Here is an 11,707-nt window from a genome sequence, read left to right as displayed (position 1 = left end):
CTCTTGAAAAAGTGTCATGACTTGGCACACCGTTAGGTAACTTAAAATAATTTTTTAACCAATCAATATGATGGCAACAAAAATCTTCAATTTCAGTGTAACTTTGAGCACCAGCTAATACTGAAAATAAGGCTAAGCCAATAATATCCAAAAATAAATGTTTGCGCGTACGATTTATTCGAGGATCGGGAATTTGGGAAAAAATTTCTACAAATAAACCTTCCATGATGCAACCTTTTTCAAAAAGAAGCAAATATAGCTTATAAATCAATTGAGTGGCAATTGCTTAAAATTTAGATGCGTTTACCCTGCTCCGAAGGTAGCCTCGGTAGGTCCATAAGCATTCCAAAGCTTAATATCTAATTGTTTACATAATTTTGCTAAAGCCCAATTACACGCTTCTCCCGTAACGATTAAATGTTTTAACCCGGACTGAGCTAGTTTTGGCAAATAATTAGCAAATTGCGTACTTTCTAATTGAGAAGGAACCATTAATAAAGTGGTAATTTTTTCTTGCTGGCACCTTTCAACTATTTTCGTCATATCTTTTCTATCTAAATGCGACATAAGATACAAGGTAGCACCGCTAGAAAAAGCACGAAGATATTCAGAGATCCGCGCATCAAATGCTGGACTTCGAGTAGAGAGCACTTTATCTTTACTCGTTAATTGCAATAAATCCTTTTCAACTCTAGCCCAATAGGCCAGGCCAGCTCCATTAATGGGAATCCATTTTTTATCGCCAGTTGAACCTGAAGAAGACATAACATAAGAGCAATTATCTGGCCCATTAGGAATAGCTTTATCGGGTAAATTCGATGGAAAGGATAATACAGCATTTTTATCTAAAAATATTCCCGTTAACTGTTCTGAAGTTGTAACGAATAAGTGATCTAAATTTAAAGTAGTTAAGCCAGATTTAAGCTGTTCAGTTGGCATTTCAGCATCTAAAGGTACATAGACAGCGCCTAGGCCATCCAGAGCTAAATAAAAAAATAGATGCATGTCGTTATCTAATGACATAAAACCAATACGCTGTCGTGCTTCGACCTGTAATTGGATTAAATAGTGCATCCATTGATGAACTCGAGTTAACAACATTTGATATGTATAAGTTTGTTTATCACTTGTTACTAAAGCGAGGGACTCAGGAAATTGGGTGACGGCTTTTTCTAATAGGGAATACATCATAATAAAATCTGCGATAGTAAATTAGTTTCCAGAACTGCGACAATTAATTCACTTTTAACATGGATCCCCAATTTATCTTTAATATGCCGTGTATAAGTCTCAATAGTTGTTTGCTTTAAACCTAATTGAGCAGCAATTTCTCCAGCATGGTGCCCTTTGACAATACCTATAATGATTTGAATGTCGTTTCGGCTTAGTTGAAAATGCATGCCCTGCCAATCAATAGAATAACTGCGTTTGGTTAACAATTGCCCCAATTCTTCATAAGTTAACTTGAATAATATTGGCCCCGTTAATGATAATAATTGAGATGTAGGCGTAAATAAGCCTAAAACATAACGAGGTTTTTTTTCATCTTGATAAAATACAGGATGCAATACTCCGTGAACCTGTTTTACTAAGTAAGGCTTATTTTTAGGGTGGATGATTTCTGAAACTTCTAAGGGTTGTTGATTTTCTAATATCCATTCATCATGATATTTAATGGTTTTTAATAGAGCATTATTATCGGTTAAATCTTTGTCTTGATGAAAAAGAATATCTTTCACTGATTGGTGGCCCATTAATTGAGTGAAATTATGATTAGCGTATTGGTACCCTTGATTATTTTTTATTGAGATACACGTAATTGGTGACTCAGTAAATGCAATCAAGTCACTTATAGATAACGTAGTATGATGAGTTTTAAACACTTCATTTAACATAGTACGAATTTAGAATTAATCTGAATTTTTTGATAAATATTTGTTTATTTTATCATAAAATATATCAAATATGGATATTTTTTATTGTTTATGAAACCCGGACTACAACACATTAACGTCAATTCGTCAGGTCATGGGTGGCTAGTAAAAACAAAGATTTTGAATTCAATAATAATCAATGTATTACGCATACTACGAACCATTAAGAACTGTTTTAAAATCTCTCAATGGTACCGAGAAGAGGACTCGAACCTCCACGGGGTTTCCCCCACTAGCACCTGAAGCTAGCGTGTCTACCAATTCCACCACCTCGGCATTGGTGGGTAAAGTACTTAAGATTAAATAAAATGTCAATCCATAGAATGCAAGACTTTAATAAAATCGGGTAGATATACTATTTATACTATTATTTCATAGTTAATCGAGGCCAGAAACAACAATGAATTCAGTCAAGTCAAGAGGGTAATTGTTTTCTGGCATTGGTTAGAACAATACCAGGACTTCTATTAAGTTAACACACCTGGCATTATCGAGAAAATAACTGCACAATGGAGTAAACTATTTAAAGTATCGCATCATGACGCTGCTTGCTATTATTGAACGCTCAATAGATTATTATTTTTCCTGTTTGCCGCGCCAAAAACCAGCGGGTTTGCGAGTTTCTGAGGTTTGTCTTATTGCTCATCGAGGGGCGCACGATAAGGTTAAGCGAATTAGAGAAAACACCGATGCCGCTTTTGCCCGTGCGCTTGATTTGGGTTGCTGGGGTATTGAATTTGACGTGCATCCCACGCGTGACAATGTGTTAATGGTCAATCATGATCCCACTTTAAAACGTTTATGGAACAAGGATATCGCGATCAGGGAATTAACTTTTCAAGCGCTTCGTCAACGCGTTCCTGAAATACCTAGTCTTGCAGAAGTGGTTGAGCGTTATAGCAAAAAAATGCATCTCTTTATTGAACTCAAACAATCGCTTGGCAGGGCGGCTAAGGATGCTTTGAAAAACAATTTGCAGGAACTTGTTCCTTGTGAGGATTATCATTTAATTAGTTTAAATGAATCTTTTTTTACTTCCCTGTCTTCCTTTCAGCCAGAAGCGATGTTGCTCGTAGCTGCTCACAATAATGTCAGACAATTTTGTGAGAAAAGTTTGCAAAAACAATATGGGGGTGTTTTAGGTCATTATCTTTTGCTAAACGATAGTAATATTAGAAAATTGCAGCAGGCGAACCAATTGGTGGGAGTGGGTCAAGTGAATTCAAAATACGGTCTTTATCGGGAATTGCAACGCGGCATACAGTTGATTTTTAGTAATAACATTGCTTTGTTAAAGCAATGCTTGAACGAGTTAAGTGATGTTTAGTCTAACTGTCTTGCTGAGAACAAACAGCAAGACAGCGTAATATGGATTAAGGATTGACCATATTTTTCGGGTTTACATAGGCTTTGAATTGCTCTGCTGTCAAATACCCCAGTTTTACTGCGGCTTCTTGTAGCGAGGTGTTTTCCTGATGCGCTGTTTTTGCTATTTTCGCTGCTTTATCATAGCCAATATGTTGATTAAGGGCTGTGACGAGCATTAAAGAATGCTGTAAATAATAATCGATCACGGGACGATTCGCTTCAAGACCCTCAATACAAAACTCTCGAAAAGAGTGGCAACTGTCGGCTAGTAAATTGAGAGAATGTAAAAGGTTAAAAATAATTACAGGTTTAAATACATTAAGTTCAAAGTTACCTTGACTTGCGGCAATGGCTACAGTCGTGTCATTCCCGATAACCTGCGCACAAACCATCGTCAGTGCTTCACACTGGGTGGGATTAACTTTTCCCGGCATAATTGAGGAGCCAGGTTCGTTCTCAGGTAAAATTAATTCACCAATACCACAACGAGGTCCCGAGCCAAGCCAACGCACATCATTAGCAATTTTCATCAGAGCGCACGCCAGGGCTTTCAATGCGCTATGTGCCATAACCAAAGGCTCGTGGGACGCTAAGGCTGCAAATTTGTTGGGTGCCGAAATAAAAGGCAATCGGGTTAAGTCAGCTATATGTGTTGCTGCTTTAACAGCAAATTCAGGATGAGTATTTAGACCGGTGCCTACAGCAGAACCTCCCAAGGCTAACTCATAGAGTTCGGGGAGCGTTTGTTCAATACGCTGGATGCAGGCATCTAACTGAGCTACATAACCTGAAAACTCTTGTCCTAAAGTAAGGGGCACTGCGTCTTGGAGGTGAGTTCGGCCAATTTTTACTATATCTTTAAAATCATGCATTTTTACTGCCAGGGCATCGCGTAAATTACGAACCGCCGGTAGCAGTTTTTCCTGGACAGCGATAGCTGCTGCGATGTGCATGGCAGTGGGAAACGTATCATTTGATGATTGGGACATATTAACATGATCATTGGGATGAACAGGTGTTTTACTGCCTTGTTCGCCATTGACCATTGCAATGGCCCGATTGGAAATGACTTCATTGGCATTCATATTGGATTGCGTTCCACTGCCTGTCTGCCACACATGAAGAGGAAAATGGTCGTCTAATGCGCCTTCACTGACTTCAGTCGCTGCGTTAATAATCAAGTCAGCTTTATCTTGAGGCAATTTACCCAACTCCAGATTGGTTAAGGCTGCTGCTTTTTTCAAGATACCAAAGGCGTGAATGACTTCACGAGGCATGAAATCCTGGCCAATGTTAAAGTGATGAAGTGAGCGTTCTGTTTGAGCGCCCCAGTAGCGGTCGGCGGGAACAGCAATTTCTCCCATGCTGTCTGTTTCAATACGCGTTTTATTCATGGATGAATCCTCCGTAAAAATAAAAACGCTAACATAGCATCAAGATTTTTAGAGGTATAGTAAAATTGTATGGTATGCTCTGAAAAGAGTCTTTTAGTATATTATTCTTCGGAACTAGGACAGAGAAAATTATCGATAGGGCGTCCGGTTTCACCGAGCGCGCTCTGCCAACGAATTTACGAAGAAGTCTATTGATTATTGGTGAATTGTCGTGAGAGAAATTCGTATTTATCAGGCTGGAGCTTATTGTGTAGGTCAATCGTTGGATTTATCTGCCGAGGCAGGTCAACATGTGGGCATTGTTTTACGGATGCAACCTGGTGACAGAATTATTTTGTTTTGTGGAGATAACCGCGAGTTTGATGCGATTCTTACTACGGTCCATAAGAGAAAAGTAAGCGTGACTATTTTGGCTGAGCGGATAATCAGTAGAGAATCACCGCGCCTTATCCATTTGGCACAGGCTATTTCTAAAGGTGAGCGAATGGAATGGGTGATACAAAAAGCGGTTGAGCTGGGTGTAACCAGTATTAGCCCTCTCGTTACCATTCGGTCTGTGGTGAAACTGGATGAAGAACGAATGGAAAAAAAGCGTCTTCAATGGCAGGCAATAGCCATAGCGGCTTGTGAGCAGTCGGGGCGCAATCAGGTACCACAAATTAAAACGATACAATCATTGACCGAATATTTACAACAATCCCACCCTGGTCTAAAGTTTATTTTACATCCCAAAGGCGCCCAATCCTGGCGTGATTATAATTTTGCACAACCGGAACTCAGTTTATTGGTGGGTCCTGAAGGAGGGTTTAACCCGGAAGAATTAGAGCAGATTTTTAAAGCGCAATACAACCCTTTATGCCTTGGGCCGAGGGTTTTGCGTACTGAAACAGCAGCAATTGCAGCACTTAGTGTATTGCAAGCTGTATGCGGTGATCTATAATGTCTTCCCGGCCACAATTATTAACCGAGGTTTAATTATGAGTACCACTATTAAGACAATTACTGATGCCAGTTTTGAACAAGAAGTATTAAATTCTGGCAAACCGGTTCTGGTCGATTTCTGGGCCGAATGGTGCGGTCCCTGTCGAGCGTTGACACCTGTTTTGGAAGAGGTCGCAACTAATTATGAGGAAAGCATGAGTTTTGCCAAAATAAATATAGATGAAAATCCCCAAACGCCTTCCAAATATGGGGTGATGAGTATTCCTACTCTTATTTTATTTAAGAATGGTCAGGTAGAAGCAATAAAAATGGGATTGCTTTCCAAATCCCAGTTAAGTGCTTTTGTTGAGGGAAATCTTTAATTTTCAGATCATTAATTTTCTCTACCTTATTATAAGGTAGAGAAATAAAAAATTAGTGGATCTCATTAAAAAGCTATGATAGGCTTATAGTTTCAATATGTAGCCATTTTCTCATGGCTGCCACCTTAGGAAATTACCCGGCTTTATGATGACAGTATATTTGAATGTTAAGCGTGTTGAATGATGCTGACAAAGGGGACTGACTGAGCTGGTAAATTTTGAGAAATTGTCTGTGGACAGCGGTTTTCTCAAGCTGTTCTTTCAATGTAAAAATTATCTCGGAAATTCATTTCGTTAACCAATACATCAAGTGAGAAGTATGAATCTTAGTGAACTTAAGCAATTACCTATTGCCGATCTCGTTAATATCGCTCAGGAAATGGGGGCTGAAAATACAGCTCGCATGCGGAAGCAGGATATTCTTTTTGCCATTCTTAAAGCTCATTCGCATAAAGGAGAAGATATCCTTGGCGGAGGTGTTTTAGAAGTATTAACAGATGGCTTTGGTTTTTTGCGCTCTGAAGATGGTTCCTATCAGGCCGGACCAGATGATATTTATGTTTCGCCCAGTCAGATACGACGTTTTGGCTTGCGTACTGGTGATACCATTACCGGTAAAATACGTCCCCCGAAGGATAATGAACGTTATTTCGCTTTGCTAAAAGTAGATGAAATTAACTATGATTCACCTGAAAGTGCCAAGCGTAAAATTTTATTTGAAAATTTAACTCCGTTGTTTGCGACAGAGCGATTGGTTATGGAGCAAGGAAACGGCAGTACGGAAGACTTAACCGCCCGTGTTGTCGATTTATGTGCTCCTTTTGGACGCGGACAGCGTGGTCTTATTGTATCTCCGCCCAAAGCAGGTAAAACCCTGATGCTGCAAAATCTTGCGCACTCCATTGAGAAAAACTATCCTGATTGTTATTTGATTGTTTTGCTCATCGATGAGCGTCCTGAAGAAGTTACCGAAATGCAACGTTCAGTGAAGGGTGAAGTGGTAGCCAGTACCTTTGATGAGCCTGCTAACCGTCACGTGCAAGTTGCGGAAATGGTAATCGAAAAAGCAAAACGTCTGGTTGAACATAAACGTGATGTAGTGGTTTTACTCGATTCGATTACTCGTCTGGCCCGTGCGTACAATACAGTGGTCCCTTCCTCCGGAAAAGTATTAACGGGGGGTGTGGACGCGAATGCATTACAAAGGCCCAAACGGCTCTATGGTGCTGCCCGTAATATTGAAGAAGGAGGTAGCCTGACTATTATTGCTACAGCTCTTGTGGATACTGGTTCTAAAATGGACGAAGTAATTTATGAAGAGTTTAAGGGAACCGGTAATATGGAAATCCACTTAAGCCGTAGTATTTCTGAGCGTCGTGTTTTCCCCGCTATCAATATCAATCGTTCTGGAACGCGGCGTGAGGACTTGTTGTTAAGTCCGGAAGAATTACACCGTACCTGGATTTTACGCAAGATCCTGCAATCAATGGACGAGTGTGATGCGATTGAATTTTTGCTGGAACGGATGAAAAATCACAAGACCAATGCAGAGTTTTTTGAGGCTATGAAACGGCAAGAGTAACAAGTTTTGAACGATAGGCCAATAATCCCCGCGGAAGCGGGGCTTCCAATTAGCCTTGGTTTTACTTGACTTTTAATGATGCCCACGTACCGCCAGCTGGTCTGCGGTACCCAGAAGAGCATCCAAATTTCAACACGCCTGAATATCCGATGGATTTGTTCTATCTTAGTTAGTTTTGTTAAAGCCCTCTCTGTGCCATAATCGGAACAATTAATTTTTTTAACAGTTATCTGCTGATGAAATATGCTGACCTTCGGGATTTTATTGCGCAACTGGACGCACGCGGTTTATTGAAACACATCGATTATCCGGTCTCACCAACATTGGAAATGACCGCAGTAAGTGATCGTGTATTGCGTGCAGAAGGGCCTGCTTTACTTTTTACTCATCCGAAAGGCAGTACAATACCTGTTTTGACTAACTTGTTTGGCACGGTCGAGCGCGTAGCGCTGGGGATGGGAGAAGAAAGTATTGGTGCCTTGCGTGAAGTAGGTAAACTTTTAGCCGCTCTTAAAGAGCCGGAGCCACCCAAAGGGTTGAAAGACGCGTTTTCTAAATTACCCTTGCTCAAACAGGCTTTGACTATGGCTCCTAAATATGTTTCTAACGCAGCCTGTCAAGAGCACGTCTGGGAAAAAGAAGACGTTGATTTAACCCGACTCCCTATTCAGACTTGTTGGCCAGGTGACGTTGCTCCTCTTATTACCTGGGGATTAGTTACTACAAAAGGGCCTCATCAGGGACGAGAAAATATGGGTATTTACCGGCAGCAGTTATTAGGAAAAAATAAACTTATTATGCGCTGGCTATCTCATCGAGGAGGAGCACTGGATTACCAGACCTGGCAAGAAGTCTACCCCGGAGAACGTTTTCCTGTGGCCGTGACTTTGGGGGCTGACCCAGCTACTTTGTTAGCTGCTGTCACACCTGTTCCGGATACGTTGTCAGAATACGCTTTCGCCGGTCTGTTAAGAGGTAAGCGTACGCACTTGACGCGTTGTCTTGGTAATGATTTACACGTTCCCGCAAGTGCCGAAATTATTTTGGAAGGATATATTGAGCCGGGAGAAACAGCGCCGGAAGGCCCATTTGGTGACCACACGGGTTACTATAATGAAGTACAGTCCTTTCCTGTTTTCACCGTTGAGCGGATAAGTCATCGCACTGAACCTGTTTATCATAGTACCTATACAGGCCGTCCCCCCGATGAACCTGCAATTTTAGGCTTGGCATTAAATGAAGTATTTATTCCTCTGCTGCAAAAGCAGTTTCCGGAAATTGTCGATTTTTATTTACCACCCGAAGGATGTTCCTACCGTTTAGCGGTCGTTACTATTAAAAAACAATATCCTGGTCACGCAAAGCGAATCATGATGGCGGTCTGGTCTTTTCTAAGACAGTTTATGTACACTAAATGGGTGATTGTTTGTGACGATGATATCGATGCACGCAACTGGCCGGATGTGATTTGGGCAATTACCACACGTATGGACCCTTTGCGTGATACAGTGATGGTCGACAACACACCGATTGATTATCTGGATTTCGCATCACCTGTTTCCGGTTTGGGCTCCAAAATAGGGCTGGATGCAACCAGCAAGTGGAGAGGGGAAACGCAACGCGAATGGGGAAAATCAATTACAATGGATAAAGATGTTTTGCAACGGGTTGATGATTACTGGGCTCAACTTGGATTAAATAGATGACTACTTCATTAGTGAATGCTCAAGTTGAATTTATAAACCCGCTTACCGACAGTATTTTACAAATAATACTATCACCGGAACGCTATATTGATTATCAACCTGGACAATATTTGGAGCTTCTATGTGGTAATAATGCATTCAGTTATTCCATTGCCAACGCCCCTTTAGGTGCGCATAACTATGAATTACATATTCGCCACAGCCAGGATAATCCTTATAATCAACAGCTACTCGCAGAAATCAAGCAAAATGGAGCGGTAACAATCCGTTTACCTTTGGGTAATTGCTATCTTGATAAATTACATCCTGACAGACCCATTGTATTTATTGCCGGAGGTACCGGTTTTGCACCCATTAAGGCAATGATTGAACAGTTACTCGCCGAAGGCGATAAACGTCACATCGAATTGTTTTGGGGAGCACGGTCACAAAGTGATTTGTATATGAACGAAAAAGTTGTACAGTGGCAAACTCACGTCACGCATTTTCATTATTTTTCGTTACTCTCAATCAATAATAAAGAAACACTGGCGACTCGCATGCTCACTCATCATCAAACGGATCTTAAACATTGGCAGTTTGTCATTGGCGGTCCTTTTGATATGGTTTATACGATTAGAGATAGCCTGGTTGCGCAGGGTGTTTGTCCCAGCCAATTATTTTCAGATGCATTCAGTTTTGAGAAAAAGGAGGATGATTGATGGAAACTCTATACCAAATTCTTGGTTTGATCGGGGCCGGACTTATCGTATGGTTGTTGTATCGCAATATTAAAGGGCGTCCTGAGCAGTTTAGTCGAGAAAATCTTGGCAAAAGTTTTTCAACTATGGGGATATTAGCCCTTATTTTAATTGGTTTTATTGCCTTGCTGGTTTATATGTTGCGTTATACATAAATACTAAGTGAATTAATGATGAGGAAGATTTGAATGATAATTCCCTTGATATTCACTTAAATATTGTTTGATATTAGGGTTATCAATAGTCAATTGACTGGGATCTTTTTTTAAAAAGCATTCTTCCACATAGGTCATTTGGCTACTGCCATCGACTAATAAACGATACCAGGGATTACGAATAGCAAATTCGCGCTTGCAGGCTTGTGGGTTATAACGTCCGGAAGCCTGGAAAAAAGGATCAATATCAATAATCACAGCGCGATAGCCTAATCCCGTATGAATAACACGCTCACCCACATTAAATTTTGCTGTTTTATACATTCCTCTCTCCGGAGTTTTAAGCAGTTCTTGCCTTCCCTATTGCTATCGGTTAGCCTCAATAAATCTTGAATAGTCTCCCACTCAGCATGAACAATGATATGTTGTGCTATAAATCTCGTTTTGTAACTGTTGTTTTATTGCTTGGTTATACGTTTATACATACCCAATTGACAGGTATATATACTGACACCCCTCTTGCTAGTATGGTTGATTTTTCAGCAAGACTTCCTTATGGCCAACGCTTGCTTGTCCCTATGCTGGTGAGAGTGCTTACCTTTTTGCCACTGAAAATTGACCAATTGTTTTTTTTAATGGAATGGTTATTTATAAGTTTATTTTATTTTGCTTTATTTAAACTTTTGCAACAGGAGTTTAAAGAGAGAGCTGCTCAATTGTTAAGTTGGCTGTTTATCCTGCTTTTGCCGCTAATGACAGTAATTAATTATCGATTTAACTATGGGGGAGAGGCTACTTTTTTTTATCCTGCAGACTCCGCCTCTCTTTTTTTTATGGCGACAGGATTTCTATTTTGTTTACGTTCTCAATGGTTTTATTTTATTCCATGGGTTTTTTTGGCCACTCTAAATCGTGAAAGTAGTTTTTTACTTGTGTTGATGATTCCCGCTCTACACTGGCGAAAGCTGTCTACTGTTTTTAAACCGATATTTTTTGCGCTGCTGACTTATTGTTTTACTCGTTTATTGGTATTAGCTTTTTTACATCATGTGCCAGGCTCATTCATGGAATGGTATTTTCGCGCTTCAACGCATACCTATTTCGAAGCCAATTTGCAGTGGTTATTAAATGAACAAAATATCTTCCTCTTTATATTTTGCTTTGCGGGATTACCTTTATTCTGGTTTGCTTTTTACGATTATATACCTCTGCAATACAGACCTTTACGGTATGTTGTCCTATTTCATTTTCTCGTTTTATTGTTAGTAGGCAACTTTATGGAAGCGCGTATTTTTCATGAAATAGTATTGATCCTTTATTTGCCTGTGAGCATTGCTTTAAGTCGGTGGCTTACCGGATTACAGCCGATTTGTTCTTATACAGGATTTATTTATTATATAAATCGATATGCTGTGCTGGCGCTCTTGATATTGATTACGATTTTCCGTCAGTTTCTCGATAAGGGGGTTATTTGGTTGGCGCATTATTTTTAACCTCGTCATGAAATTAGCTTATTTGGTTAAA

General features: G+C 40.1%; 13 protein-coding genes and 1 tRNA gene. 8 read left to right on the top strand and 6 right to left on the bottom strand.

Annotated elements, in window-relative coordinates; all coding sequences use genetic code 11:
- From T345_RS0108520 to T345_RS0108505, 4 genes are all read right to left on the bottom strand, one after another.
- Positions 1 to 226, bottom strand: a 226-nt coding sequence (locus tag T345_RS0108520; protein ID WP_028388987.1) for a transposase family protein, incomplete at its 3' end; no start/stop codon positions are given.
- A gap of 77 nt (positions 227 to 303) precedes the next feature.
- Positions 304 to 1,191, bottom strand: a complete 888-nt coding sequence (locus T345_RS0108515) for an AMP-binding protein (protein WP_084273772.1) — start codon at positions 1,189 to 1,191, stop codon at positions 304 to 306.
- Positions 1,188 to 1,895: a helix-turn-helix transcriptional regulator gene (locus T345_RS0108510; protein ID WP_084273771.1), complete on the bottom strand. Its 708-nt coding sequence runs from the start codon at positions 1,893 to 1,895 to the stop codon at positions 1,188 to 1,190. The genes T345_RS0108515 and T345_RS0108510 overlap by 4 nt, the downstream gene beginning before the upstream one ends.
- 228 nt (positions 1,896 to 2,123) lie before the next feature.
- Positions 2,124 to 2,210, bottom strand: a tRNA-Leu gene (locus tag T345_RS0108505).
- A 262-nt stretch (positions 2,211 to 2,472) separates the two neighbouring features.
- On the opposite strand from T345_RS0108505, the gene T345_RS0108500 reads away from it, so the two are divergent.
- Positions 2,473 to 3,261 (top strand): glycerophosphodiester phosphodiesterase, encoded by a 789-nt coding sequence (locus T345_RS0108500; RefSeq protein ID WP_035918566.1) that lies wholly within the window; start codon positions 2,473 to 2,475, stop codon positions 3,259 to 3,261.
- A 46-nt stretch (positions 3,262 to 3,307) separates the two neighbouring features.
- On the opposite strand, the gene fumC is transcribed toward T345_RS0108500, so the two are convergent.
- Complete coding sequence (gene fumC / locus T345_RS0108495) at positions 3,308 to 4,696, bottom strand: class II fumarate hydratase (protein WP_028388983.1); 1,389 nt, start codon at positions 4,694 to 4,696, stop codon at positions 3,308 to 3,310.
- Between the two features lie 211 nt (positions 4,697 to 4,907).
- Between fumC and T345_RS0108490 the strand changes: the two genes are divergently transcribed.
- From T345_RS0108490 to T345_RS0108465, 6 genes are all read left to right on the top strand, one after another.
- Positions 4,908 to 5,636: a 16S rRNA (uracil(1498)-N(3))-methyltransferase gene (locus T345_RS0108490; RefSeq protein ID WP_028388982.1), complete on the top strand. Its 729-nt coding sequence runs from the start codon at positions 4,908 to 4,910 to the stop codon at positions 5,634 to 5,636.
- 37 nt (positions 5,637 to 5,673) lie between these two features.
- Positions 5,674 to 6,000, top strand: coding sequence for a thioredoxin (gene trxA, locus T345_RS0108485; protein ID WP_028388981.1), 327 nt, complete (start codon positions 5,674 to 5,676; stop codon positions 5,998 to 6,000).
- Positions 6,001 to 6,319: 319 nt separating this feature from the next.
- A complete protein-coding gene (gene rho / locus T345_RS0108480; protein ID WP_028388980.1) occupies positions 6,320 to 7,582 on the top strand; it encodes a transcription termination factor Rho in 1,263 nt (420 codons plus the stop codon).
- Between the two features lie 236 nt (positions 7,583 to 7,818).
- Entirely contained in the window at positions 7,819 to 9,288 is a 1,470-nt protein-coding gene (gene ubiD / locus T345_RS0108475) for a 4-hydroxy-3-polyprenylbenzoate decarboxylase (protein WP_028388979.1), read from the top strand.
- Positions 9,285 to 9,989 carry an NAD(P)H-flavin reductase gene (locus tag T345_RS0108470; RefSeq protein ID WP_028388978.1) on the top strand — a complete coding sequence of 235 codons (705 nt, stop codon included), beginning with the start codon at positions 9,285 to 9,287 and terminating at the stop codon, positions 9,987 to 9,989. Before ubiD ends, T345_RS0108470 begins: the two co-directional genes overlap by 4 nt.
- Positions 9,989 to 10,183 carry a hypothetical protein gene (locus T345_RS0108465; protein WP_028388977.1) on the top strand — a complete coding sequence of 65 codons (195 nt, stop codon included), beginning with the start codon at positions 9,989 to 9,991 and terminating at the stop codon, positions 10,181 to 10,183. Before T345_RS0108470 ends, T345_RS0108465 begins: the two co-directional genes overlap by 1 nt.
- Positions 10,184 to 10,195: 12 nt before the next feature.
- Here T345_RS0108465 and hspQ read toward each other — a convergent pair whose 3' ends face one another.
- Positions 10,196 to 10,507 (bottom strand): heat shock protein HspQ, encoded by a 312-nt coding sequence (hspQ, locus tag T345_RS0108460; protein ID WP_028388976.1) that lies wholly within the window; start codon positions 10,505 to 10,507, stop codon positions 10,196 to 10,198.
- 98 nt (positions 10,508 to 10,605) lie between these two features.
- Here hspQ and T345_RS0108455 point away from each other — a divergent pair, with 98 nt between their 5' ends.
- On the top strand, positions 10,606 to 11,676 hold the full coding sequence (locus T345_RS0108455; RefSeq protein ID WP_242604598.1) for a hypothetical protein: 1,071 nt from the start codon (positions 10,606 to 10,608) through the stop codon (positions 11,674 to 11,676).
- The last annotated feature ends 31 nt before the right edge of the window (positions 11,677 to 11,707 follow it).

The organism is Legionella fairfieldensis ATCC 49588 (assembly GCF_000621525.1).
Classification (GTDB): Bacteria; Pseudomonadota; Gammaproteobacteria; order Legionellales; family Legionellaceae; genus Tatlockia; species Tatlockia fairfieldensis.
The sequence above is the reverse complement of the archived record's forward strand: the minus strand, read 5'-3'. Positions and strand labels throughout refer to the sequence as shown.

Coding starts and splice junctions, on each gene's coding strand:
- hspQ (WP_028388976.1), bottom strand. CDS start 10,507: ATGTATAAAACAGCAAAATTTAATGTGGGTGAGCGTGTTATTCATACG.
- T345_RS0108470 (WP_028388978.1), top strand. CDS start 9,285: ATGACTACTTCATTAGTGAATGCTCAAGTTGAATTTATAAACCCGCTT.
- rho (WP_028388980.1), top strand. CDS start 6,320: ATGAATCTTAGTGAACTTAAGCAATTACCTATTGCCGATCTCGTTAAT.
- T345_RS0108465 (WP_028388977.1), top strand. CDS start 9,989: ATGGAAACTCTATACCAAATTCTTGGTTTGATCGGGGCCGGACTTATC.
- T345_RS0108515 (WP_084273772.1), bottom strand. CDS start 1,191: ATGATGTATTCCCTATTAGAAAAAGCCGTCACCCAATTTCCTGAGTCC.
- T345_RS0108500 (WP_035918566.1), top strand. CDS start 2,473: ATGACGCTGCTTGCTATTATTGAACGCTCAATAGATTATTATTTTTCC.
- T345_RS0108510 (WP_084273771.1), bottom strand. CDS start 1,895: ATGTTAAATGAAGTGTTTAAAACTCATCATACTACGTTATCTATAAGT.
- ubiD (WP_028388979.1), top strand. CDS start 7,819: ATGAAATATGCTGACCTTCGGGATTTTATTGCGCAACTGGACGCACGC.
- T345_RS0108455 (WP_242604598.1), top strand. CDS start 10,606: ATGTTGTGCTATAAATCTCGTTTTGTAACTGTTGTTTTATTGCTTGGT.
- trxA (WP_028388981.1), top strand. CDS start 5,674: ATGAGTACCACTATTAAGACAATTACTGATGCCAGTTTTGAACAAGAA.
- fumC (WP_028388983.1), bottom strand. CDS start 4,696: ATGAATAAAACGCGTATTGAAACAGACAGCATGGGAGAAATTGCTGTT.